Origin of the sequence: Brevibacterium sp. 91QC2O2, assembly GCF_024580695.1 — a bacterium.
GTDB lineage: Bacteria > Actinomycetota > Actinomycetes > Actinomycetales > Brevibacteriaceae > Brevibacterium > Brevibacterium moorei.
The window spans coordinates 1-23,661 of sequence record NZ_JANIJY010000033.1 but is presented as its reverse complement, the minus strand read 5'-3'; the positions used below and the strand labels follow the sequence as shown (position 1 = coordinate 23,661).

The 23,661-nt window shown below is 67.6% G+C and carries 17 protein-coding genes and 1 rRNA gene; 7 read left to right on the top strand and 11 right to left on the bottom strand.

Translation table 11 applies throughout. The features are described from left to right. Window positions 1-249: 249 nt before the first annotated feature. The gene (locus tag NQ036_RS14635; protein WP_257059825.1) at window positions 250-1,986 is read right to left on the bottom strand and encodes an AMP-binding protein; all 1,737 of its coding nucleotides are present in this window, start codon (window positions 1,984-1,986) and stop codon (window positions 250-252) included. Between the two features lie 197 nt (window positions 1,987-2,183). On the opposite strand from NQ036_RS14635, the gene NQ036_RS14630 reads away from it, so the two are divergent. Beyond that, window positions 2,184-3,932 carry a class I adenylate-forming enzyme family protein gene (locus tag NQ036_RS14630; protein WP_257059823.1) on the top strand — a complete coding sequence of 583 codons (1,749 nt, stop codon included), beginning with the start codon at window positions 2,184-2,186 and terminating at the stop codon, window positions 3,930-3,932. Between the two features lie 48 nt (window positions 3,933-3,980). On the opposite strand, the gene NQ036_RS14625 is transcribed toward NQ036_RS14630, so the two are convergent. Next, on the bottom strand, window positions 3,981-5,126 hold the full coding sequence (locus tag NQ036_RS14625; protein ID WP_257049882.1) for an acyl-CoA dehydrogenase family protein: 1,146 nt from the start codon (window positions 5,124-5,126) through the stop codon (window positions 3,981-3,983). 227 nt (window positions 5,127-5,353) lie between these two features. Between NQ036_RS14625 and NQ036_RS14620 the strand changes: the two genes are divergently transcribed. Together NQ036_RS14620 and NQ036_RS14615 are read left to right on the top strand one after the other, a co-directional pair. Beyond that, a complete protein-coding gene (locus tag NQ036_RS14620) occupies window positions 5,354-5,980 on the top strand; it encodes a TetR/AcrR family transcriptional regulator (protein WP_257059821.1) in 627 nt (208 codons plus the stop codon). Window positions 5,981-6,168: 188 nt separating this feature from the next. After that, window positions 6,169-7,554, top strand: a complete 1,386-nt coding sequence (locus NQ036_RS14615) for a CaiB/BaiF CoA-transferase family protein (RefSeq protein WP_257049880.1) — start codon at window positions 6,169-6,171, stop codon at window positions 7,552-7,554. A gap of 185 nt (window positions 7,555-7,739) precedes the next feature. On the opposite strand, the gene NQ036_RS14610 is transcribed toward NQ036_RS14615, so the two are convergent. The 3 genes from NQ036_RS14610 to NQ036_RS14600 all read right to left on the bottom strand — a co-directional run bounded on the left by NQ036_RS14610 (window position 7,740) and on the right by NQ036_RS14600 (window position 12,038). Further along, window positions 7,740-9,581 carry an acyl-CoA dehydrogenase gene (locus NQ036_RS14610; protein ID WP_257049879.1) on the bottom strand — a complete coding sequence of 614 codons (1,842 nt, stop codon included), beginning with the start codon at window positions 9,579-9,581 and terminating at the stop codon, window positions 7,740-7,742. Further along, window positions 9,581-10,318 carry an SDR family oxidoreductase gene (locus NQ036_RS14605; protein WP_257049878.1) on the bottom strand — a complete coding sequence of 246 codons (738 nt, stop codon included), beginning with the start codon at window positions 10,316-10,318 and terminating at the stop codon, window positions 9,581-9,583. The genes NQ036_RS14610 and NQ036_RS14605 overlap by 1 nt, the downstream gene beginning before the upstream one ends. Before the next feature lie 157 nt (window positions 10,319-10,475). Further along, window positions 10,476-12,038, bottom strand: coding sequence for a PLP-dependent aminotransferase family protein (locus NQ036_RS14600; RefSeq protein WP_257049877.1), 1,563 nt, complete (start codon window positions 12,036-12,038; stop codon window positions 10,476-10,478). Window positions 12,039-12,132: 94 nt separating this feature from the next. On the opposite strand from NQ036_RS14600, the gene NQ036_RS14595 reads away from it, so the two are divergent. After that, a complete protein-coding gene (locus tag NQ036_RS14595; protein WP_257049876.1) occupies window positions 12,133-12,777 on the top strand; it encodes a pyridoxamine 5'-phosphate oxidase family protein in 645 nt (214 codons plus the stop codon). A 116-nt stretch (window positions 12,778-12,893) separates the two neighbouring features. Here the strand turns inward: NQ036_RS14595 and NQ036_RS14590 are convergent, their stop codons facing one another. Then, entirely contained in the window at window positions 12,894-13,844 is a 951-nt protein-coding gene (locus NQ036_RS14590; protein ID WP_257049875.1) for a zinc-binding dehydrogenase, read from the bottom strand. A 78-nt stretch (window positions 13,845-13,922) separates the two neighbouring features. Then, entirely contained in the window at window positions 13,923-14,552 is a 630-nt protein-coding gene (locus tag NQ036_RS14585) for a TetR/AcrR family transcriptional regulator (protein ID WP_257049874.1), read from the bottom strand. Window positions 14,553-14,946: 394 nt separating this feature from the next. Here NQ036_RS14585 and NQ036_RS14580 point away from each other — a divergent pair, with 394 nt between their 5' ends. After that, window positions 14,947-17,922, top strand: coding sequence for an FAD-binding and (Fe-S)-binding domain-containing protein (locus NQ036_RS14580; protein WP_257059819.1), 2,976 nt, complete (start codon window positions 14,947-14,949; stop codon window positions 17,920-17,922). 78 nt (window positions 17,923-18,000) lie between these two features. Here the strand turns inward: NQ036_RS14580 and NQ036_RS14575 are convergent, their stop codons facing one another. Both NQ036_RS14575 and NQ036_RS14570 read right to left on the bottom strand, forming a co-directional pair. Next, entirely contained in the window at window positions 18,001-18,861 is an 861-nt protein-coding gene (locus NQ036_RS14575) for a hypothetical protein (protein ID WP_257049872.1), read from the bottom strand. Further along, a complete protein-coding gene (locus tag NQ036_RS14570) occupies window positions 18,858-19,760 on the bottom strand; it encodes a LysR family transcriptional regulator (RefSeq protein ID WP_257049871.1) in 903 nt (300 codons plus the stop codon). The genes NQ036_RS14575 and NQ036_RS14570 overlap by 4 nt, the downstream gene beginning before the upstream one ends. A 68-nt stretch (window positions 19,761-19,828) precedes the next feature. Between NQ036_RS14570 and NQ036_RS14565 the strand changes: the two genes are divergently transcribed. Both NQ036_RS14565 and NQ036_RS14560 read left to right on the top strand, forming a co-directional pair. Next, window positions 19,829-21,301, top strand: a complete 1,473-nt coding sequence (locus tag NQ036_RS14565) for a YbfB/YjiJ family MFS transporter (RefSeq protein WP_257059817.1) — start codon at window positions 19,829-19,831, stop codon at window positions 21,299-21,301. A 6-nt stretch (window positions 21,302-21,307) separates the two neighbouring features. Further along, a complete protein-coding gene (locus NQ036_RS14560; RefSeq protein WP_257049869.1) occupies window positions 21,308-21,940 on the top strand; it encodes a pyridoxal 5'-phosphate synthase in 633 nt (210 codons plus the stop codon). 209 nt (window positions 21,941-22,149) lie between these two features. On the opposite strand, the gene NQ036_RS14555 is transcribed toward NQ036_RS14560, so the two are convergent. Next, a complete protein-coding gene (locus tag NQ036_RS14555) occupies window positions 22,150-23,397 on the bottom strand; it encodes an amidohydrolase (RefSeq protein ID WP_257049868.1) in 1,248 nt (415 codons plus the stop codon). A gap of 145 nt (window positions 23,398-23,542) precedes the next feature. Next, window positions 23,543-23,659: ribosomal RNA gene (gene rrf, locus NQ036_RS14550) — 5S ribosomal RNA — on the bottom strand. Between the last annotated feature and the right edge of the window lie 2 nt (window positions 23,660-23,661).

The window sequence follows — 23,661 nt, the reverse complement described above, 5'->3', positions numbered from 1 at the left end:
CAATCTGATTGTATCACCAGGCCGCGGTTCTAAAACCTAACCCTCAACAGTCCGGGAAGGACTGGCGGTTACTTCAGTGTTTTCCGCCTGGCAACACAGTTAACTATACACACGCTTGGTGGGGCCCGCAAACCGAACAGACATGACACGCACCACACATGTCGGAAACCCACCCACTCCGTCCTCTTCGCTTCGTGTGGCCGGTTAGAGCCGGCCACACGAGGCATAAGAGAGGAGAGGGAAGTGCGGCTAGCCCTTGATCTCCGGGAAGTCCTCGTCACGGAACTCCCCTGCGGGCCGCTGCCCCGCCACCTCGGTCTCGCGGACCCGCAGCTCCACCCGGCGGATCTTGCCGGAGATCGTCTTGGGCAGATCCGCGAACTCGATCCGGCGCACCCGCAGCCACGGCGCCAGGGCATTCCTGGCGAAGGCCAGGATGTCGCGTGCGGTCTCTGCGTTCGGCTCCACCCCGTCCTTGAGCATGAGATAGGCCTTCGGCACCGCCAGGCGCACAGGGTCCGGCGCCGGCACCACCGCGGCCTCGACCACGGCGGGGTGTTCGATGAGCACGGATTCCAATTCGAAGGGCGACACCTTGTAGTCCGAGGACTTGAAGACATCGTCGGTCCGCCCGATATAGTTGATATAGCCCTCGTCATCCCGGCCGGCCACATCGCCCGTGTGGTAGAAACCGCCGGCCATGGCCTCGGCGTTCTTCTCCGGATTCCCCTGGTACCCCGTCATCAGGGTGGGGTGCGGAAGCGACAGGTCGATTGCGATCTCGCCTTCGCCAACGCCCTCGACGACCTCGTTCGTATACGGGTCGATCAGCACCACGGGCACACCCGGCAGCGGCCGGCCCATCGAACCGGCCTTAACCGGTTGCCCGGGCGGATTGGCCACGGATGCCGTCAGCTCCGTCTGCCCGTAGCCGTCGCGGATCGTCAGACCCCAGTTGTCCTCGACCTGTTTGATGACCTCCGGGTTCAGCGGTTCGCCCGCGCCGATCGCCTCACGCAGGGAGCCGGGCTTGGCCCCCAAATCCGCGTTGATGAGCATCCGCCACACGGTGGGCGGGGCGCAGAAGCTGGTGACATGTTCGGCCTCGAGCACTCCCAGTAGTGCCGCGGCGTCGAAACGCGTGTAGTTGTAGAGGAATACGGTGGCCTGGGCCAGGAAGGGCGCGAAGAAGTTCGACCACGCGTGCTTGGCCCAGCCGGGGCTCGACACGTTCAGGTGCACATCGCCGGGCTTGAGCCCCAGCCAGTACATGGTGGCCAGGTGGCCGACGGGGTAGGAGTAGTGCGTGTGCTCGACCAGTTTGGGCCGACTGGTCGTGCCCGAGGTGAAGTACAGCAGCACCCGGTCGTCCGTCTTATTGCCCGGATGGGGCTGGGGTTCCGGGGCCCGCTGGTAGGCGGCAGCATAGGGCAGCCAGGCGGGGGCGGGCGCACCGGTGGGGGCCTCGGGCCCGGGTTCCGGGGAATCTCCCACGACGATGCGCAGATAGTCGCCGGGGACCTCGGCGAATTTGGCCGCGTCGGCGGTATTGCAGATGACTGCGCGGGCGTGCCCGCGGTCCAGCCGGTCGATCAGTTCGGCGGTGGTCGCGGCCTGGGTGGTGGGCATGAGGACCGCACCCAGTTTGATGATGCCCAGCATCGACTCCCACAGCTCCAGCTGGTTGCCCAGCATGAGCACGACCGCATCGCCGGGGCCCACCCCGTATTCGCGCAGTTGCGCTGCGACCTGATCGGATCTGTCGGCCAGTTCCCCGAAGGTCAGGGCGTTGCGGGTGCCGTCCTCCTCGACGATCACCAGGCCCGGGTCGTCGTTGCCGCGGGCGTAGGAGTCGAACCAGTCGTGGGCGAAGTTGAATGTGTCTCCCACATCCGGCCATTCGAAGGACTCGAGGGCGGCTGAGTAGTCGGTGCGCAGCGAGATCAGCCGGTCGCGCGCTTCGTTGAGTGCTTCCGTTCCATTCATACCCTCCATTGAACCGCATTCGCAGCCGAATTTGTGGTGTGATGCACATCCGGGGCGCACGGCGCAGTGTGACGCATATGGATCCGCGGTGTCAGAGGTCCCTGCTAGCCTGACCGCATACTCCAGGACGACGAGGCCCCGGACACGGTTCGGACCCCGGTTATAGGCGATGACGCCGGAAGAAAGGTGGCTCGACGATGAGCACGACGACACCCGACCGCGGATGGACCGCACTGTACCCCGCGCACGTCTCGCCGGAATTGGACGTGCCATTTTCCACCCTGGCCGAGGCCTGGGCCCAGCGGGTGCACCGCGCCCCGGACGAAGTGGCCCTGCAGTACTTCTACACCGAGCTCAGCGCCGCCCTGGTCGACCGGATGGCGGATGCCCTGGCCGCTGAATTCCAGGCAGAGGGCGTGCAAGCCGGCGATCGGGTGGGCATCCAGCTGCAGAACATCCCGCACTTCGCGATCGCGGAATTGGCGGCCTGGAAGATCGGCGCGGTCCCGCTGGTGCTCAATCCCATGTACATCCACCGCGAACTCGAAACGATCCTCGATGATGCCCGACCCCGCGTGGTGATCGGTCTGGAGGGCTCGACGGGACCGCTGGAGGAGTGGTCCGCCCAGCAGGCGGGGACCTCGGTGCTCACGGCCAATGACCGGGACTGGCAGTCCGGGGCGCCGGATGGAGCATTCGCCAAGTCCACGGCCTCGGACACCACCGCACCCCGCGGGGACGGCGACCTGGCGACCATCATCGCTGCTCGTGACGGGCAGCGGCCCACATCCGTCGCCGGGCTCACGGGGGACGATCCCGCCCTGCTGACCTATACTTCCGGCACCACGGGACCGGCCAAGGGCGCCCTGTCGACCCACCGGGCGCTGCTGGCCGTGGCCTGGGGCAACCGTGCCTGGTACGACATCGCGCCCGGCGACCGGATCCTGGCCGTCGCTCCCCTGTTCCACATCACCGGCGCGGTGGCCACGGGGGTCACCGCACTGACCGGCGACACCCGACTGGTGTGCATCAACCGCTTCACCCCTGCGCAGTTATTGCGCGCGATCAGGGAGTACCGGATCAACCATCTCCTGGGTTCGATCACCGTGTACAACGGGCTATTGGACCTGCCGGGGGCCACGGCAGAGGACCTGGCAACGGTCAAAACCGTGTACTCCGGCGGGGCGCCGGTGCCGCCGGCCACTGTCAAGCGCTTCGAGGACACCTTCGGCCACTACATCCACAACATCTACGGAATGACGGAGACCTCGTCGGCGGTGGTGGGCGTGCCCCTGGGCTGCAGGGCTCCGGTCGATCCGGGCAGCGGCACCCTGGCCGTGGGCGTGCCGCTGCCCGGCCTGGACGCGCGCGTGGTGCCACTGCTCGCGCCGGACGAGCCCGCGGGCGCTGTCGGATCCGGCTCCGCCGGCGCGGCCGACCCCGAGGCGGCCCCTTCCGGCCTGGCGCCGGGCACCCTACTGGGCGAACCGGGCGAACTGGAGTTGCGCGGCCCGCAGATCACTCCCGGCTATCTCAACAAGCCGGAGGCCACCGCTCAGACTTTTGACGGGCCGTGGCTGCGTACGGGCGATGTGGCGATTATGGATGCCGCCGGTTGGATCTACCTGGTGGACCGGTCGAAGGACCAGATCAACGTGTCCGGTTATAAGGTGTGGCCGCGCGAGGTCGAGGACGCCCTCTATGAGCATCCCGCCGTGTTCGAGGCCGCGGTGGTGGGTCTGCCCGATGAGTACTCGGGTGAACGGGTGGAGGCCTTCGTGTCCCTACAGCACGGCTCGGCGGGCGGAGAGGACCTGGAGGACGGGCTGCGAGCGCATGTGCGCGAACGTCTGGCCGCTTACAAGACACCCAAGCGGGTGCACATCATCGAGGAGCTGCCGAAGACCGCCACGGGCAAGATCCAACGCCGCAAGCTGCGCGGGTGAGTATATGGGAGCGGGCCCGTCCCACCCGGACGATCACGCAGGAGCTCATCACGCGGCGGTTTCCAGGCCACGGGAGATGACCACGCGCTGGATCTGGTTGGTGCCCTCGAAGATCTGCATGATCTTGGCATCGCGCATGTACCGTTCGGCCGGGTAGTCCTTCGTGTACCCGGCCCCACCCAGAACCTGCACCGCATCTGTGGTGACTTTCATGGCGTTGTCGGTGGCCGTGACCTTGGCGATCGCGGCGTCCATACCGAACGGCAGTCCCGCATCGCGGCGCCGGGCCGCGGCGATATAGGACGAGCGCGAGACCGACACCGCGGTCGCCATATCGGCCAGCAGGAAGGCCAGACCCTGGTGTTCGATGATCGGCACGCCGAAGGCCTCGCGCTCCTTGGAGTAGGCCACGGCCAGGTTCAGTGCCGCCTGGCTCACGCCCGTGGCCACCGCCGCGATCCCCAGTCGGCCGGAGTCCAGGCCGGACAGGGCGATCGACAGGCCCTGGCCCTCGTGTCCGATCAGGTTGGAGGCTGACACCGGAGTGTCGTCGAAGTGAACCAGGGAGGTCCGCGAGCCGGTCAGGCCCATCTTCTGCTCGCCGGGGTCGGCGGTGATCCCCGGTGAGTCCGCCGGCACGTGGAAGCAGGAGATTCCCTTGGAGCCCTCGCCGGTGCGGGCCATGACCGTATAGAAGTCGGCTTCGCCGCCGTGGGTGATCCAGGCCTTGGTGCCCTTGATGCGGTAGCCGTCGCCGTCCCGGGTGGCGGTGGTGCGCATGGCTGCCGGGTCGGAGCCGGCGTGGACTTCGGAGAGGGCGTAGGCGCCCAGCAGTTCGCCGCCGAGCATGTCGGGCAGTAGACGTTCGCGCTGTTCGGTGCTGCCGTAGACGGCCAGCGGATAGCAGGACAGAATATGGACGCTCACGCCCACCGCCACACTGGCCCAGGCTGTGCCGACTGCTTCCAGGGCCTGCAGGTAGGTCTCATAGGGCTGACCGCCGCCTCCGAATTCCTCCGGGTACGGCAGGCCCAGCAACCCCAAGTGGCCCAGTCTGCGGAACTCCTCGCGGGGGAAGATCCCCTGGGCGTCCGCCTGTGCGGATTGGGGTGCCAGTTCCGCCTGCGCGAACCGGTCGACCAGGTTCACGAACTCCGCGGCTTCTTCGCTGGGGAGGAGGCGGTTGACCTGCATGGCGGTGTCCTTACTGTGCGATATCGACGTTGCGGGTACTCGGTTCCGACCCGCTTTCCCTGCCCCTGTTCCGACTCGCCCACTCTGGCCTCGACAATGGGGCCGGGAAGGGGTCGCACCGAGGTTCAGGAAACCCTATCCGGTACTGTAGCACCGTTATCAGTACCAGTGAATACCGTTGCCTCGCCTTTCCCAGCCCGGCCGATGCACGCCGGTACACTAAGGGAATGCCGTCGATCCCACAGCTGCCGTCCATCCACATCCCGGGGACCAAGGGGCTACGCGCCAAGCAGAGCAGACGCCGCGAGGCCGTGCTGGGCAGTCTGGTCGACCTGTTCATGGACAATGGCTTCCTGGAGCTGAGCGTGGACGATATGGCCCGCCATGCCCACTGTTCCAAACGGACCATCTACCTGGTCGGCTCAAGCAAGGAACAGGTGATCCTGACCGTGATCCGCGGTTTCTTCAAGCGGGCCACCAGCTGGATCGAGGAAAGGCTGGACAAGGACGCCGACCCGATCGAGCAGATCGGCCAGTACCTGCGACTGATCGCCGAGGCCCTGTCTCCGGCCTCCGTGCAGTTCTTCCGCGACCTCGACGCCTACGAGCCCGCCGGCCGGATCTACCAGCAGAACACCCGGATCGCCGCCGACCACGTTAAAGACCTGGTCCGCGAGGCGATGGGCGAGTGCAACCAGGTGGACTCCGAATTCATCGGCGCAGTCGCCGGACTGGTGATGAACTCGATCCACCGCAAGGAAGTCGAGCAGGCCACAGGACTGGACGACGCCGCGGCCTATCGGGCCCTGGCCAACCTCATCGTCGCCGGCGTGCGCGGCGGCGAGGATATCTGACCGGCTCACTACTCATCCGGACGGAGCCTTCCGACAGGGTCCACCCACCGGCAGGATCCACCCGGTCCGTCTCGCCCTATTACGCGGCCCTCCAGGGCACCGCCCGTCGGTGAGACGCGCCGCAAACCGGAACGACCTCGGCGATATAGTCGCTTCAAAGTCCCCAATGAAGAGGAACGAGGTTATCGATGACCGATATTGCACCAACCACCGCCGGCGCGGCACAGGGCTCCGAACAGGCTTCCACGCACGCGGCCTCCGACGCCCGACTGCCGCTTGCCGGCGTGCGAGTGCTCGACCTGGGCGGGATCGGACCCGGCCCCTTCGCCACGATGATGCTGGCCGATATGGGAGCCGAGGTGATCCGCCTGGAACGCGCCCCGCGCCCTGGTGCCAAGGGCAACCGGGCCAACCCGGTCCTCGACCGTGGGAAGAAATCACTGACGATCGACCTCAAACACCCCCGCGCAGCACAATTGCTGATGCACCTGGGGCAGGAGACCGACATCGTGATCGAGGGATTCCGGCCCGGGGTGGCCGAGCGCCTGGGCCTGGGCCCGGCGGACTTCCAGGCCGTCAATCCGGCCCTGGTCTACGGGCGGATGACCGGTTTCGGACAGGACGGACCCCTGTCTCAGGCGGCTGGCCACGATATGAACTACATCGCCAGCTCGGGCGTCCTGGCGCAGCTGGGACGCGCCGCCGATCCCGTCACCGGGGCGCCGGCCACCGGTCCCGTGTTCCCCGTGAACCTGGCGGGGGACTTCGGCGGGGGCGGGATGTTCCTGGCCTTCGGCGTGCTGGCTGCCCTGACCCGGGCACGCGCCACAGGACAGGGTGCCGTGGTGGACGCGGCGATGGTCGAGGGCTCGAACGCCCTGTGGGCGATGATGCACGGCTTCGCGGCCATGGGCCAGTGGGGGGCGGGTGCCGGACGCAATATGCTCGACGGCGGAGCCCCCGCCTACGATCGCTACCGGTCCAAGGACGGGGCCTGGTTCTCCGTCGGATGTATCGAACCGCAGTTCTTCGCCGCCTTCGTCGAACGCACCGGAATCGCAGACCGATTGCCGGGGCCGGTGGGGGGATTCAACCACATGGACCCACAGTACTGGGATGAGCTGCGGCCGTTGTTCGCCGAGGCCATCGGCACCCGTACCGCCGCCGAGCTCACCGAACTGTTCGCCGGTGTCGACGCCTGTGTCTTCGAAATCCTCGACTTCCCAGCGGCCCAGGAACTGCCGCACAACCGGGCCCGCGGAGTGTTCTACACGGACTCCCACGGAGTGCGCCACCCCTCCCCCGCACCGAGGTTCCGGCCGGCGGGAAGCACCACGACCGCTGCGGTGGGCGGCGGCGAGACGGGGGCGGCGAGCGGCAGCGCTCCGAGCGCGTCCGAAGGAAACACGACGGGCGCACAGACCGGCGAAAGCGCCTCGCCGAGTACCGCCTGGGACTACGTCGTCCCCGCCGATGCGCCCGAGCTCGGAGCGCACAATGAGGAACTGTCCACCCGCCTGGGCCTGGACGCATCCGAGTTCGCCACACTGCGATCCGAGGGCCTCTTCGGCTGACCCACCCGAACACCAAGAAGCCACTCCCGTTTCACGTGAAACGGGAGTGGCTCCACTCATGCAACTGTGGCTCGATAACTCGTGAGTTATCGAGCCACAGTACCCTTTGTGGAGCCACCGGCAGGGCGCAGGCAATTACTTAATGGACACCCACCTCGCGAGAGCCACCGGCAGGGCGCGGGCGCTTACAGCCAGTCGTCGTCCAGGTCGGGCAGGGTCGTGTCGACTGCGGCCAGCAGGTCGAACTGCGGACCCGTGCGCGGCAGCTCATGGCTGAAGAAGTACCGCGCCGCCGCCCGCTTGCCGCGCAGGAAGTCGTCGTCCCCACGAGAGCCGGCTGCGGCCTCGGCGGCCAGGGCCTGTTCGAGCCACAGCCACGCCAGCGTCGTGTGCCCGAAGGCCTCCAGGTAGACCCAGGCATTGGCCAGGGCGGCACGCGGATCGCCGTCCTTCCACAGCGCTGCGGTGACCTCCTCGATCCGGCCCAGGTTCGCCTCGAGCGAGGCGGCCTGCTCGGCCCAGCCGGCCGCCGGCGTTCCCGCGGGCGCCTCGGTCACCTTGGCGATCGTGGCGCGCACCGTCTCCAGGTACAGCGCCAGGCCGGAGCCGCCCTTCATGATCACCTTGCGGCCCAGCAGGTCATTGGCCTGGATACCGTGGGTGCCCTCGTGGATCGGGTTGAGGCGGTTATCGCGGTAGAGCTGTTCGACGTCGTGGTCGCGCGTGTAGCCGGCCCCGCCGAGGACCTGGATGGCCTGGAAGTTCGCCTCCAGGCACCACTGGCTGGGCCAGGTCTTGACGATCGGGGTGAGCACGTCGAGCAGCAAGGCCGCCCTGGCGCGCTCGGCCTCCGTGGGCGCGGTCTGCTGGTCGTCCAGCAGGGTCGCGGCGTACATGATCAAGCCCAGCCCGCCCTCGACATAGGTCTTCGAGGCCAGCAGCATCCGGCGCACATCGGCGTGCTTGACGATCGGCACGGGTGCCGCGTTCGGGTCCTTGTTCTCCACCGGCCGGCCCTGCAGGCGGTCGCGCGCATAGGCCAGGGCGTCCAGATAGCCGTGGTAGCCCAGGGCGACCGCGCCGGCGCCCACCCCGATCCGGGCGCCGTTCATCATGTGGAACATGTACTGCAGACCCTTGGTCCGCTCCCCCACCAGGTAGCCAACGGCTCCGGCCGCACCGCCGGGCGTGTGCTCGCCCTCGCCGAAGTTCAGCAGCGTGTTCGTGGTGCCGCGGTAGCCCATCTTGTGGTTCAGCCCCGACAGTGCCACATCGTTGCGCTCACCCAGGCTGCCATCGGCGTTGACCAGGAACTTCGGCACGATGAACAAGCTCAGGCCCTTGGCGCCGGCCGGGTCGCCATCGGCGCGGGCCAGCACCAGGTGCACGATGTTCTCGCTGAGTTCGTGCTCACCGGCCGAGATCCACATCTTCTGTCCGTGCACGCGGAAGGTGCCATCGGCCTGCGGCACGGCGTGCGTGGACACATCGCCCAGACTGGAACCGACCTCGGGTTCGGACAGGCACATGGTGCCGAAGAAGCGGCCCTCGAGCTCGGGCATGACGAACCGGTCGATCTGGTCCTGGGTGCCGTAGGCCAGCAGCAGTGCGGCATTGCCCATGGTCAGCATCGGGTAGCTGGAGGTGCCGATGTTCGCCGACTGGAACCAGCTGAAGCAGGCGCGCGCCACGACATTGGGCAGCTGGATCCCGCCCAGCTCCTCGTCCAGAGTGCTGGCCGTCAGTCCGGCCTCCGCGAACTGGGCCAGCGCGGGGGCGACCTCGGGGATCATGTGGACGTGCTCGCCGTCGAAGGTCGGCTCGTTCGTGTCCGCCTTGCGCGCGTGCGGGGCGAAGTACTCCTTCGCGATGTCCTCGCTGACCTCGAGGACGGCATCGAAGGTCTCCTTCGAGTGGTTCTCGAAGCGTGGGCGACTGGTCAGGGATTCGACGTCGAGCCAGTCGTAGAGCATGAAGTCGATGTCACGGGCGGACAGGTACTTATCGGTGGACTTGGGGGTGTTCATCAGATCGACAGCCCTCCGTCGACGGGGAGCACGACTCCCGTGATGTAGCCGGCCTCCTCGCTGGCCAGGAAGCCCACGGCATCGCACATCTCCCTGGGCTGGCCGAACCGGCCCAGCGGGGCCTGGGCGGCCAGTTCCGCCTTCTTGTCCTCCGGGATCGAGGCGACCATGCGCGTCTCCGCGTTCGGGGAGATCGCGTTGACGGTCACGCCGAAGCGCGCCAGTTCCTTCGCCGCGGTCCGCGTGAAGCCGATGATGCCGGCCTTGGCGGTGGCGTAGTTGGCCTGGCCGATGTTGCCGTGCAGACCCGTGTACGAGGTGACGTTGACGATGCGTCCGAAGCCCTGTTTGCGGAAGTGCGGGGTGGCGGCGCGGGTGAAGCGGAAGGTGCCGCCGGCGTGGGTCGCCAAGACGGCGTCGAAGTCGTCGTCGGTGAGCTTCCACAGGACCTTGTCACGCAGGATCCCGGCGTTGTTAACGATCACGTCGATCCGCCCGGTGTCGGTGACCACTGTGTTGACCGCGGCCTCGACGTCGGTGGTGTCGGCGACATTGGCGACCAGCGGGCGGGCGCCGATCTCGGCTGCGCGGACGGTGAGTTCCTCGCCGTCCAGGTCGACTACATAGGTCGTGGCGCCGGCGGCGGCGAAGAAGCGTCCCAGCTCCAGGCCGATTCCGCGCGCCGCACCCGTGACGATCACGCTGCGGCCGGAGAAGTCATATGTCAGATTGCCCATGGGCATCCCCCCTGTACGTCTGTGTACATGTCATCTGTGGTCATCCGTGTGGATGCCCGTGCGGCGCGGACGAACCCGTACCACCATCCCCGCCAGAATAACTGATCGAACGTTTGGGAGGATACCTTTAGCGCTTGATCGTCAAAAGCATCTGCGCTTAGGCTTCCGACCTCAGCTCCTGTCCCAGAGTGCGGGCGAAGGCGCGCAGTTGCCCGTGGTCGGCACGCGCATAGCCGATGACGAGGCCGGTGTGAGGGCCGGAGACGGCAGCACCGACCGACTCCGCGGCAGGATAGTCCGACAGCGCCGCCACGCGAAACCCCCGCCGGTCCAGCCGACGGACCAATTCCCCGTCGTCGCGGCCGGGCAATTCCACGGTCACGTGCAGACCAGCATCGACACCCACGATGCGGAAGCCCTCCAGGATGCGGGAACCGTCCACGACCTCGCCCAGTGCATCGAGCAGTACACCGCGCCGCTCCCGGTAGACCCGGCCCGCGCGGACCAGGTGACGGCGCAACCCACCGGTGCCGATGAAGTCGGCCAGGGCACGGTCCACGATCCCCGGCACGGCAAGCCGCTCATGCACAGCCGCAGAGCGCACCTGTTCCCGCAGGGCCGGTGGCACATCCAGCCAGGCCACTCGCAGATCCGGCGACAACATCTTCGACGCGGTCCCCAGATAGGCGACATGGTCCCTGGCGCCGGGGATCGAGCGCAGGGCGGGCAGAGGTGCGACCCCATAGCGGAATTCCCCGTCGTAGTCGTCCTCGACGATGAGGGAGTTCGTGGACCGCGCCCATTCGACCAGTTCACGCCGCCGTTGCACGGACATCCGATGGCCCAGCGGATACTGGTGGGCGGGAGTCGTATAGAACAGACTGGCCCGCTTCGGCAGATACTCGACCACAGCGCCGTCAGAGTCCACGGGCACGAAGTCGGCGCTGCCCGCGCCCTTCCTCAGCTCCGTGTACATGGCGCCATAGCACGGGCTTTCCATCACCACGGGCAGGTCCGCCACCACATGGCGCAGGACTCCGACGGCGGGCCCGGTCCCGGGAAAGAGCAGTGGTCGCGCATCCGTGATGCCGCGACCGGTACGCAGATGTTCTGCCAGTTGTCCGGCCAAGGGGAGATCGCGGGTGTTCCACGGCTCCAGCGAGCTCATCGCATCGGCCGCGCGCCGCCAGGCGGAGCGCCATTCCGAGGTGCGCAGCAGACCGGCATCGGGGTGGCCAGGGGTTAGATCGACACTCGTCCCCACCACGTCACCATGGCCCGGTCCAGCACGGCCCGCCTCACCGTTTCCCGTGAAACATGCGGCTTCTCCCGGCCAGGCTCCCCCGCCGAGACCCCTGCCAGGACGCGGGTTCCCGTACCGCTGATCGAGGCGACCCGAGGTCTGTGCAGCCGCCCGCTCCCCCGCACCGACCTGGGGTGCCAGACCTGCCCGGGCCGCCTCGGTCGCACCGGTGCACACCCGAGTGCCGGAGCCCGGCACTCCCTCCAGATAACCGGCGGCGAGCAACCTGTCGTATGCCGCGACGATCAGGGTCCGCGAACACCCCAGCTCGACTGCGAGCGCTCGGGTCGACGGCAGCCAGTCCCCCGCGCTCAGCAGGCCATCGCGAATCGCGCGCAGCAGTTCCCGCGCCACCGCCGCAGCACTGCGCTCCGCCGGCCGCAGCGGGAATTCCAGGGTACGAGCATGACGTGGCATGGCCTCAACGATACCGGGGAGGAAGAATACCGGACTTCCGAACTCGATGATTCCGGCTATTCAACCAGGACCACAATCACGCTTGGCTGGGAGCATGACTGGAACCATGGAGCCCCTTACGCGCTACCGCGAACGCCAATCGACCGACCGCGCCGACCTGGATCGCCTGCTCGACACCGAATGGTGGGGCGTGCTGGCAGTGGTCCGCGGCGGCTGCCCCATCACCGTGCCGACCCTCTATGTGCGCGACGGCGATTGGCTGCTGGTGCACGGATCATCGGGCGCCCACACGCTGGGAGTGCGTGGCCGCAACGCCCGCGCCAGTTTCTGCGTCACCGCGATGGACGCACTGGTGGTCGCGGTATCGTCCTTCGACTCCTCCGCCGCCTACCGCTCGGCGGTTATCAGCGGCGTGTTGGAACCGGCCTCGGACCAGCAACGCGATTCCATGCTGGAACGGTTCACCGACGGCCTGCTGCCGGGGCGCACCGAGGAGATCCGGGCCTCGACGAAGAAGGAACTGGCCAAGACCAGCGTGCTGCGCCTGCCGATCGCCGACGGTGAGTGGATCTACAAGGCCCGTCCGATGACGGCACCCGGGGTGCCGGACGATCCGGCCGATGCCGGGACCTCAGCGTGGTCGGGGCTGGTGCCCATGACCCGCGGGTTCGGCGCCCCCGTCACCAGTGACTGGTGCACCGCCGAGGTCCCCACATCGGTCCGCAACCTCGCCGGCTAGGGCATGCCGAGGCCTGCCGCCCGAGTTCCACTACTTGACGAAACGTCGAAATTCAGCCGAAACCGCCGATATATCGACATTTCGCTAAGTAGTGGACTCTCTCCGAGTCGCGTGACTCAGTAGATCGCGACCAAGCGGCCCTCGACCTTGCCGTTGTGCAGGCGCTCCAGGCCCTCGGGGATCTCATCGAAGGTGATCTCCGTGAGCTTGGGCTCCAGGTCGCCGGAGGCCATGAACGCGTAGATCCCGGCGATGTCATCCTTCGATCCGCCATTGGATCCCTTGAGGGTGCACTGGTTGAGGATGAGCGAGCGGGTGTCGATGTTCGACTCCAATTTGCCCATGCCCACCAGCACCACGGTGCCGTCGCGCTTGATGATGTCCACCGCGTCCGAGGTCGTGGTGCCGAAGCCCGCATAGTCGACGATCAGGTCGAACTTCACATCGTCGAAGTCCTTGATCCCCTTGCGCACGTCCTTGACGCCGGAGGCCCTGACCAGGTCCCAGACGTTCTCGTTGACCTCGGCGACGTAGACGTTCGCCCCGGTCAACACGGCCACGCGGGCGCCGATCTGGCCCAGCCCGCCGAAGCCGATGACGCCGACGTTCATCCCGGCCTTCACCCCGCCGTTGGTGACCATTGCGGCGTGCGCGGTCATACCTGCGTCCGTGGCGGCCGCACCCTGGGCATAGCTCACGCCGTCGGGAATCGGGACCAGGGTTTCTGCGGGCACGACCATCTGCTCGCCGAAGCCGCCGTCGAAGTCATAGCCGGGAGCATTGCCAGGGCCGCCCACTGTGGGGCACACGCCCACGCGGTCGCCGGGGTGGAACCCGGTGACGCCCTCGCCCACGGCAATGACCTCTCCGGCGTTCTCATGTCCGATGGTGATGGGCTGCTTGCCCAGCAGCAGGATCCAGCCCGGATCGGTCATCAGGCCGACATCGGAATGGCACAGGCCCGCAGCCTTCATCTGCAGCACGACCTGTCCGGGTCCCGCAATGGGCGCCGGGACGTCCGTGAGTTCCAGGGGCTTGTCCGTATCGATGAACTGCCATGCCTTCATGGTGTTTCTCCTTCTCTTAGCTGTTCCACTACGCCCCGAAATGTCGGAATCAGCCAAAAACCCCGATATATCGACGTTTCAGGGCGTAGTGGACGGGGGTTGGGTGTTGGTGACCCAGGTGGGGAGCAGGGCGATGATCTGGTCCTGCAGTTCCTCGCGGGTGCCGATGCTCGCCTCTGCCTCGTCGGCTGCGAGCCAATCGACGATCACGGCCAGGATGCCGGCGGCGATGAAGGTCGCCGCACTGTCCGGATCGATCCCAGCCGGCGCCACCCGCAGCATCGTCTGCCGGGCTCCGGCGGCCAGGATTCCCTGAATCGTGCGATAGGCCTCACCGCTGACCCGCGCACTGCCGACGGCCCCCAGCACGACGGAGAACAGATGCCGCCTGGCCAGGAACTCGTCCAACAGGACCGAGGTCGTGGCCAGGGTCGCAGGACCGCCCGCCTGTGCCGAGCGCAGCTCGTCGTCGATCTGGGAGATCTCCACGAACCGCTCCCGGATCAGCTGCACCGCTATATCGTCCAGATCCTTGAACTGGGCGTAGAAACTGGTGCGGCTGATGCCCGCTTCCTTCGCGATCATCGCAACGCTCAGTTCCGCCTCCTGAGTCCAGGCCAGACGGTTCGCGGCATCGATGATCGCGGCCCGCGTCTTGGCCGGCCGCGGGTCCTGTGCCCGTCTCACACCCGATTCCCGTCCTGTCACGATCTCACCCTATCTCTTTTTCTGTGCATATGTTCAGAATTGATTTAGCCCCATGCTCCACCGACTGTAGTGCCACCGACCCCTGCGGACCCGCCTTTTTCGCAAGCACACCGTGCGTATTCCCCTTATCCACCGCTTAGACGTCGCATACGCACCGACGTGCAACGCCGGTCGGATCATCGAAACGCGCCCACGTGATCGCTCACACCCCCTAGATTCCGGGCGACGAACACCCTCCAGCCCGCCGCCCGCCGACACAGGGGAGTGACCGGGCGACTGTGGCCTCGGCCGTTGCATCGGTTTCGTTGAACGCGACCGGCAGCCTCTATACGCTCAAAGCGACTGTCCACCATCAACCGCACCCGCCCGGCGGCGGGAACCTCTGGAGGATTTCATGCGCGGAGCACTCGGATCGGATATCAAACGCGGACTGGCCCGGCCGGTCCAGGAACCCATGCCGAACCGCGCGAGCACCGCCGTGCTCGACGCCAGGGGCTCAAACCTGGTCGCCTCGCTGCGCACCCTGCTGCAGGTGACCGGAGACGAGGCCGAGCGCACCGTCCTGGACGCCCCGCACGATCTGGTGCGCTACTCCTCCGACGCCAGCCCCTACCGGCTGATGCCCAAGGTCGTGGTCCTGGCCCGCGGCGTCGACGACGTCGTCAAACTGCTGCGCTGGGCCAGGGAGACCGGGCACGGGGTGACCTTCCGCGCCGGGGGCACCAGCCTCAACGGCCAGTCCCAGTCCGACGATGTGCTCGTCGACGTGCGCCGCCATTGGACCGGCGCCCACGTCTTAGACGACGGAGCGCGGATCCAAATGCGTCCGGGCACCATCACGGCGCGGGCCAATGCGATGTTGTTCCGCCACGGCCGCAAGCTGGGACCCGATCCAGCATCCTCCGGCGCCGCGGCGATCGGCGGGGTCGTGGCCAACAACGCCAGCGGCATGACCTGCGGCGTGCAGAAGAACTCGTACTACACATTGGAGTCGGCCACCCTGGTGCTGGCCTCGGGAACCGTGGTCGACACCGGAGCCGCCGACGCCGATGAGCGTCTGCGCGAGGCCGAACCGGAATTGGTCGCGGGCCTCCTGGCGATCCGCGAGGACCTGCTGGCCGATCAGGACCTGGTGACACGGATCCGCAGCAAGTTCAGCATCAAGAACACCTCCGGCTACCACCTGGATGCCTTCCTCGACTCCGATTCCCCTGCCCAGATCCTGCGTGGGCTCTCGGTGGGGTCCGAGGGCACCCTGTCGTTCATCGCCGACACCGTCTTCCGCACCGTGCCCTTCGGCCGGTCCCGCACCACCGCCTTCTTCCGCTTCCCCACCCTGCAGGCCGCAGCCGCGACCGTGGCGGGGCTCAACGAGGCCGGCGCCGAGGCCGTCGAGCTGATGGACGCCGCCAGCCTGCGCGCCGCGGCCAGTGCCAAGGGCGCGCCCGCGTGGATCGCCGAGCTGGCCGAGGACGCGCAGGACGCCGTGGTGCTCACCGAAATCCGCGCCGACGACGAGGCCGAGCTGGCCGCCTTCGAGGACCGCGCCAGGGCCGTGGTGGGCTTAAACGCCACCGGGGACGCCGCGACCGGCGTGACCGGGGACTTCACCCGCGATGCCAAGGTCGCCGCCGGCTACTGGAGCGTGCGCTCGGGGCTGCTGGCGATCATCGGTGCCGCCCGCCCACACGGGACCTCGCTCATCACCGAGGACGTGGTGGTGCCGCCGGCGCAGCTGGCCGAGGCCTGCACCGATCTGCAGCAGCTGCTGGTCAAACACGGCTTCCTGGGCGCGGTCAACGGCCACGCCTCCGCCGGCAACTTGCACTTCTACCTGTATCTGGACGCCACCCGGGAGGACCAGGTCACCACCTACAGGGCCTTCATGGAGGACCTGGTCGACGTGATCGTGGACCGCTACGACGGGTCGCTCAAGGGCGAACACGGCACCGGCCGGAACATGGCACCCTATATCGAACGCGAATGGGGCACGGCCGCCATCGGCTTCATGAAGCGCACCAAGGCACTGCTGGACCCCGCCGGTCTGCTGGGCCCCGGCGTGTTCCTCAACGACGACCCCGAGGTCGCCTTCGAGAATCTCAAGACCATGCCCGTATTGGACAGCGAATTCGACCGCTGCATCGAATGCGGGTTCTGCGAGCCCGTGTGCCCCTCGCGAAATATCACCGTCACCCCGCGCCAGCGCATCGTGCTGCAGCGCGAAATGGCGCGCCAGGGCTGGGACGGCCCGGTCGAACAGGCGCTGGTCGACAGCTACGAGTACCACGCGGTCAACACCTGCGCCGGCGACTCCTCCTGCGCGATCGCCTGCCCCGTGGACATCGACACCGGACACGTGATGAAGGAGGTCAGGCGCGATTCCTGGTCGCCCACCGCGCAGAAGGTGGGCGAGGCCATCGCCGCCGGCTGGGGCGCCACCTCCACCGGCGCACGTCTGGCCGTCGGCGCCGCGAACCTGTTGACCCGGACCACCGGCGCCGCCGGCGACAAGCTGCTGGGCGCCGTGACGAAGGCCGGCCGGGCCGTTGCCGGCGACGACCTGGTGCCCAACTGGCTGACCGCGATCCCCGGCACGGGACCTCGGGCCCCGCACACCGATGTCACCAGGGAACAGGCCGACGTCGTGCTGTTCCCCGCCTGCATCAACCGGATCTTCGGGGCGCCCAAGGAACCGGGCGCACCCCTGAACGTGACCGAGGCGCTCATCGCCCTGGCCGAGCGCGCCGGGAAGAAGGTGTGGATCCCCGAGGACCTGGGCGACGACTGCTGCGCCACCATCTGGCAGTCCAAGGGCCTGGACGCGGGCAACCGGTTGATGGCCGCGCGCGTGGTCGAGGACCTGCACCGCTGGTCGGACGGCGGGCGGCTGCCGGTGATCGTCGACGCCGCGTCCTGCACCCTGGGCGTGCTGCACGAGGTGGTCCCCCATCTGGACGCCCACCACAAGCAGCTGCACGATGAGTTGACGATCCTCGATGCGATGACCTGGGTGAACCGCGAGGTCGTACCCGAGCTGGGCGAGCATGAGAAGCTGGGCACCGTGGTGGTCCACCCGACGTGCTCGATGCACAATATGGACATCGCAGGCGATCTGCTGGCCCTGGCCGGCGAGGCCGCACAGAACGTGGTGGAGCCGATCGTCGCCACCTGCTGCGCGACCGCCGGGGATCGCGGGATGCTGCACCCGGAGCTCACGGAGACCGCGACCGAGGAGGAACAGGCCGAGGTCGCCGCCGTGGACGCGGATGCCTGGGTTTCGGGCAACCGAACCTGCGAGCTGGGCATGGAACACGACACGGGCAAGCCCTACGAATCGGTCATCGTCACCCTGGAGCGCGTTACACGGTAGACCTGCCGCGCGTTTTGTACCCCCAGTCCTATGGCATGGCCGTATACAGCCGCGCTATGGGACTGGGGCTAGAAAATGCTACGGCGCGACCACCACGATGGTGGCGGTGTCGCCGGTGTCCGCGGCGGCCTCGGCCACGGCGGTGTCCAGATCAGCGCCGGGAGCGGTCCAGGAGAACCAGTCATCCGGCTGTGCCAGGGCCCCAGCGCTGGCCAGGCAGACGGGTCCGGCCACCGCGTAACGGCCGAATTCCGCCTCGAGCGAGGCGTTGGGATAGCCCGCGGCCGCCCAGTACCCCTCCGGCAGGTTGCGCATCTTGGCGCGCGCATGGGCCAGCCGGCGGTGCAGGCGGGCAGCGCGCCATGCGGCCAGGCCCTTCCCTCCGGACGCTTCGCTTGGCCCGCCGCTGATACCGTCGGCGGTCTCAGCGACTTCGCGCCCACCGGTCCCAAGTTTGCCCGCCGCCTTCTGCCGTGCCGCGAAGAACCTCCGTTGCGACCCTCCGGCCATGTGCCGCACCCGTTCATCGGTCTTGACGATCGCCTCTTCGCCGGGCCCCGGCGGGGGCAGCAGCACGGAACAGTCGCCCAGTGCCAACCATTCCGTGGCCTCGGCGCCCAGGCGCACCAGGGCCAGCGAGGCCTCGGCACCGGGATCATCGGCCGAGGCGGGCAGGTGCGGGGCCGCCGAGATCGCGCGGTTGACGATCGCACGCAGTGACAGCTGTGGGTCGGCGGCCTGTTCCAGGGCGTAGGACAGGGCGCGGGCGTACTCCCCGCCGGTCTGGCCCTGCACCCCGGCCGGGCGGGGAGTTCCGGCCACCACCCAGGCCAGGCGGCCGGTCGAGCCCCAGGCGTCCTCGTTCTCGGGTGGCCGGCCGGGGGCGGGCAGGGCGCCGGTGGTGGTGGCTGCGTTGATGCTCATGTGGTCGATGCTCATGGTCTCGGCTCCTCAGCCAGTTCACGTGCTAGGCCGATGAGGCCGGGCAGCGCATCGCCGGTGCCTGTGGGACCAACCGGCGTGATCGCCTCCGTGCCCGCCCTGGCAAGTGGATACTGCAGTTCCAAGGGCACTGGCGGCGCTCCTTCCAATGGTAGGAAGACCACGCGGCTGTGGGCGACGCGGCGTTCGATCAGTTCGGGGATGACGCCGATCCCCCGGTCCAGGGCCACCAATTCCAACCATTCGTCGAAGTTCGTACACGTCACGATGTCGGTGGATTTCGCCTCTTCGGAAGGCCAGTCAGCCGGAATGAAGGAGCCCCCTGCCGTGTTGACGACGACACGGTGCGTGAAGACATCGTGCCAGGTCAGAGCACTGCACCGGCTCAATGCCGAGGCCGTGCTCACCGCCGCCAGGCGCCGTTCCGTACCGATCCGGACACTGCCGATCCCGGGGTCGGAGGACGGCCGCCGGGCGACGATGGCATCGACTCGACCCTCCTGCAGGGCCGCCACAGGATCATCGGTCCGGTGCAGGGTCACACGGACGCCGAGCTCGGCCTCGGCGCGATCGACCAGAGTGCCGGTGAAGGGATCGGGCCAGAGGAAACTGCAGCCCAGCGCCAGTTCGCGCTGGGAGCGCTCCACGACCGCGACCGCCCGGTCGATGCCGAGCACGGCGGGACGCACACGTTCCAGGAAGTCCCTGCCCACCATCGTCAGTTCCACCCTGCGGGTCGATCGTTCCACCAGGCGTACCCCCAGTTCACCCTCGAGGCTCGCCACCAGGCGCGTCACCGCGGGCTGGGACACACCCAATTCCGCCGCGGCGCCCGTATAGCTCCGGGTCCAGGCAACAGCCAGGAACGCCCGTAATTGGCGCAAGGACACATCCATAACCTCAGGTTATCAATCGGGCCGTGTGGCTATTTCCCTCACTGTGCCCAGACCCATAATGTGGGAATATGACTCATCCCACTCCCCCGGTTCCCTCGACCGAGGCCGCTGCCCCCTCCCGCGGTGAGCTGACCCGGCAGATCGTCTGGATCGCCGCCGGATTCGCCGCGGCTCTGGGCCTGGCCCGTTTCGTCTACACTCCCCTGCTGCCGCTGATGACGACGCAGGCCGGTCTGAGCGAGCAGGCCGGAGCGCAGATCGCGACCTCCAACTACCTGGGCTATATGCTGGGCGCCGGCCTGACGATGCTTGTCCCCCGATCGGGGGACAATCGGCATCTTTATCGCCTGTGCCTGATCCTCCTGGTGGCCTCCGAGGCGGCGATGGCCCTTGTGCCCGCCACCGGCTCGCTGCTGTTCGGGAGTTCTGCCGGTGGGACAGCCGGCGCAGCGAGTACAGCGGTCGCCGAGGCCACACCGGCCGGACCCGCGGCCGCCGGGTTCGCGACGCTGACGGTCTGGTGGATCATCCGGCTGTTGGCCGGGTTCTGCAGTGGCATCGTGTTCATCCACTGTTCCCGCAGCGTCGGCGGCAGCCCCCGGCTGGGCCTGGCATTCGTGGGGATCGGCGCGGGCATCCTGCTCTCCGGCCTGCTGACCGCGATCTGCATGTTCGCGGACCTCGGCTGGGCCGGCCAGTGGATCGCGGCCACGGTGGTGACAGGTCTGGTCGCAGCCCTGGCCTGGCACGGCAGCCGCACGCCGCGCAAACTGACGGGGGCCTCGGGGCCGGCGAACGGGGGCACCACGGTACAGCAGACAGACCCTTCCGATATATTGCCGAGCCCCCGCGGTCATCTGCTGTCCAAGGGCGCGCTGACCGTGTCCTACCTGGGCGAGGGCATCGGCTACATCATCATCGGCACCTTCATCGTCGCAGCCCTGAGCGCGAGCCTGGGTGCCGGCGCCGCTTCCGGAGGCGCGGCCTCGGGCACGCACGGTGGTGCTGGTCCTGCAGGTGGTGCTGGCGCGGCCGGCAGTGGGCTGCCCGACTGGCTGCAGGCCGTACCCGTGGGCAATCTGGTGTGGATGGTCGCGGGCCTGGCCGCGATCGTCTCGATCCCCTGCCTGACCGCCCTGCGCGCGAGGTTCCACGTCCACACGCTGTTGCTGGCCTTCCTGGGCCTGCAGATCTTCGCGGCGGTCGTGCCGGCCTGCTTCCCCGGCGTGGTGGGCGACCTGGTGGGCGCCGTACTGTTCGGCGGCACCTTCGTCGCAATCGTCCAGCTCACCCTGGCCTACGGTGTGGAACTGCGGATCCGCAACAGCGCAGCGGTCCTGGTGACCGTCTACAGCGTCGGCCAGATTCTGGGCCCGCTGCTGGTGGCCCATGCGGTGGCCGGCGGAGTGCAGGGGTATCGTGTGGCCTTCACGATCGCCGCGGCCATCATCATCGTCTCAACCCTGGCCGCAGCCCTGGCCAGGCCCCGGCGCTTAAAAGAACACACCGATTCACACGCAAAATCACACGGAAAGAGTTGATCGACCATGTCAGAGCAGAGCACATCCAATCTGCGGACGCGACTGCGCGCCATCCCGGCGTTCCCACCGGATCTGCCGATCCTGGACCCGGCTACGGTGCCCGAGGATCCGGCGGGGCTGTTCCTCCAGTGGTTGGAAGCGGCGATCGAATCCGGCGCCAGGCAGTCCAATGCCTTCACCCTCATCACAGCGCGAGCCGATGGGACCCCGGTGGGCCGGACCCTGATACTCAAGGACATCGTGGACACGGACACCGCGGCCGAGGGATCACTCGGGATCGAGACCGCGGCAGGGACCGCAGCGGTGGGCTACGAGTTCTCCACCCACGCATCGTCGCGCAAGGGGCTGGAGCTGGCGGCCGAGCCGCGGGCCTCGCTCGTCTTCTTCTGGCGCGAGTCGGGCAGGCAGGTGCGCATCACCGGCACGGTACTGCTCGCCCCGGACGAGGTCTCGCAGGCCGATTGGCGGGGCCGTCCCAGTTATACGGGCCGGCCCAATCCGGATTGGCAGGTCTATCGGCTGGTCCCGGCGGAATTCGAGTTCATGCAGGCCCGTGAGGACCGCAACCATACCCGCATCGAATACACGCGGGCCGGCGCCACCTGGACCCACCACCTCGTAGAGACCCCCGCCGGCTAACCCTCCCCCACCCCACCGGAGTGGCTCCACACATGCGCGCGTGGCTCGATAACTCATGAGTTATCGAGCCACGGACACCCGAGTGGAGCCACCGGTAAGGCGCGGGCGCACGGCCCAAGGGGCACACAACCAGCGAGAGCCACTGGCAAGGCGCGGGCACACAACCCAAGGGGCATACGACTAGCGAGTACCACCGGTTGGGTGTTGGATCAGACCTCGGGGCTGACCGGGACCTTGGTGAAACCGGCGGGGCGTGCGGCCTGGTCGGCCAGGAGAGATTCGCGCGCTGCGTCGTCGAGGCCCAGCACGGACAGGGCCAGTGCCTTCGCACCGTCGATCACAGCCTGATCGGCCGCCTCAGTTGCGGCGTCGGCTGCGAATTCCGCGGTGTGCGGCACGCCCTCCTGACCGAGGAAGGCGATCGACGGGTGGATGCTGGGCACCACCAGCGACACATTGCCCATATCGGTCGATCCACCGCCCTGTCCACGGGGCACCACGTCCACCTTGCGGCCCAGGGCACGCAGGGCCTCGTCCCACACAGGAGCGATCCGCGGATCCTGTTTGAGCTCGTCGTAGCGGGGTTCGGTCCGTTCGGCCTTCCAACCACAACTGGTGGCGATCGCCGCACCTTCGAAACACTTGAGCATCTTGCCCTTGACCTCGTCCAGCTGGGGGCTATCGGGAGCACGCACTTCGGCCTGCAGCACGGTCAGTGCCGGCACGATGTTGGTCGCCTCGCCGCCCTGTTCGACGAAGGCGGACAGGCGGATACCGTCCTCCAGTTGTTGGCGCAGCAGACCGATGGCCACCTGGGCCAGAGTCGCAGCGTCGGCGGCGTTGATCGCCTTGAAAGGAGCGGCGGCGGCATGGGCTCCCCGCCCGGTGTATGTCACCTTGAACCTATCGACCGCCTGGGTCGAATACAGTCCACAGGACTTGTCGATGTCTCCCGAGGCGGCATGGGCCATGAGCGAGATCGTCGCCTCTTCGAACGCTCCCTGTTCCATCAGCAGGGCCTTGCCGCCTCCGTGTTCTTCTGCGATGGTGCCCAGCAGGACCACGGTCAGATCGTGCAGATCGGCCAGTTCCCCCAGCACCAGGGCGGCGCCCAGGGCCATGGCAGCCATCGTATTGTGGCCACAGGCGTGTCCCACACCGGGCAGCGCGTCGTATTCGCAACAGATGACGACGCGGAACCGGCCCGTGCCTTTGATCGCCTCGAACGAGGTGGGGATCCCGTAGGCTCCCCGTTCCACCGTGAAGCCCTGCTCTTCGGCCCGCGTGGCCAGGAGATTCATCGCCGCGTGCTCTTCGAAGGAAAGTTCCGGGTTGGCGTGCAGGACGTGGCTGGTGCTCAGCAGATCGCCGGAGAGTTCATCGACGAGGTGGGAGATCGTTTCGACGGTGTCGGCGTCAAGTGTGACAGTGGGCTGGGTTACGTTCTCGGTAGACATGGCCCAAGACTATAGAACCGGGCGCTGATCTGGGAAGATGCGTCCACGGGGTGGTCCTCACCACCCACAAAAAGAAGAGAGCCCGTGTGCGAGCCCCACCCACCAGGGCGGCTCAAGCACACAGGCTCCCTCATATATAAATTAATTGCGGCGGTGACCTACTCTCCCACACACTCCCGCATGCAGTACCATCAGCGCAATCGGGCTTAGCTTCCGGGTTCGGAAAGGGACCGGGCGTTTCCCCAACGCTCTCACCACCGCAAA

Excerpts from the sequence above, each read along its gene's own strand:
- NQ036_RS14635 (WP_257059825.1), bottom strand. The coding sequence starts at position 1,986 with ATGAATGGAACGGAAGCACTCAACGAAGCGCGCGACCGGCTGATCTCG.
- NQ036_RS14625 (WP_257049882.1), bottom strand. The coding sequence starts at position 5,126 with ATGCAGGTCAACCGCCTCCTCCCCAGCGAAGAAGCCGCGGAGTTCGTG.
- NQ036_RS14615 (WP_257049880.1), top strand. The coding sequence starts at position 6,169 with ATGACCGATATTGCACCAACCACCGCCGGCGCGGCACAGGGCTCCGAA.
- NQ036_RS14580 (WP_257059819.1), top strand. The coding sequence starts at position 14,947 with ATGCGCGGAGCACTCGGATCGGATATCAAACGCGGACTGGCCCGGCCG.
- NQ036_RS14610 (WP_257049879.1), bottom strand. The coding sequence starts at position 9,581 with ATGAACACCCCCAAGTCCACCGATAAGTACCTGTCCGCCCGTGACATC.
- NQ036_RS14605 (WP_257049878.1), bottom strand. The coding sequence starts at position 10,318 with ATGGGCAATCTGACATATGACTTCTCCGGCCGCAGCGTGATCGTCACG.
- NQ036_RS14630 (WP_257059823.1), top strand. The coding sequence starts at position 2,184 with ATGAGCACGACGACACCCGACCGCGGATGGACCGCACTGTACCCCGCG.
- NQ036_RS14555 (WP_257049868.1), bottom strand. The coding sequence starts at position 23,397 with ATGTCTACCGAGAACGTAACCCAGCCCACTGTCACACTTGACGCCGAC.
- NQ036_RS14620 (WP_257059821.1), top strand. The coding sequence starts at position 5,354 with ATGCCGTCGATCCCACAGCTGCCGTCCATCCACATCCCGGGGACCAAG.
- NQ036_RS14590 (WP_257049875.1), bottom strand. The coding sequence starts at position 13,844 with ATGAAGGCATGGCAGTTCATCGATACGGACAAGCCCCTGGAACTCACG.
- NQ036_RS14570 (WP_257049871.1), bottom strand. The coding sequence starts at position 19,760 with ATGGATGTGTCCTTGCGCCAATTACGGGCGTTCCTGGCTGTTGCCTGG.
- NQ036_RS14565 (WP_257059817.1), top strand. The coding sequence starts at position 19,829 with ATGACTCATCCCACTCCCCCGGTTCCCTCGACCGAGGCCGCTGCCCCC.
- NQ036_RS14595 (WP_257049876.1), top strand. The coding sequence starts at position 12,133 with ATGACTGGAACCATGGAGCCCCTTACGCGCTACCGCGAACGCCAATCG.
- NQ036_RS14560 (WP_257049869.1), top strand. The coding sequence starts at position 21,308 with ATGTCAGAGCAGAGCACATCCAATCTGCGGACGCGACTGCGCGCCATC.
- NQ036_RS14600 (WP_257049877.1), bottom strand. The coding sequence starts at position 12,038 with ATGCCACGTCATGCTCGTACCCTGGAATTCCCGCTGCGGCCGGCGGAG.
- NQ036_RS14575 (WP_257049872.1), bottom strand. The coding sequence starts at position 18,861 with ATGAGCATCGACCACATGAGCATCAACGCAGCCACCACCACCGGCGCC.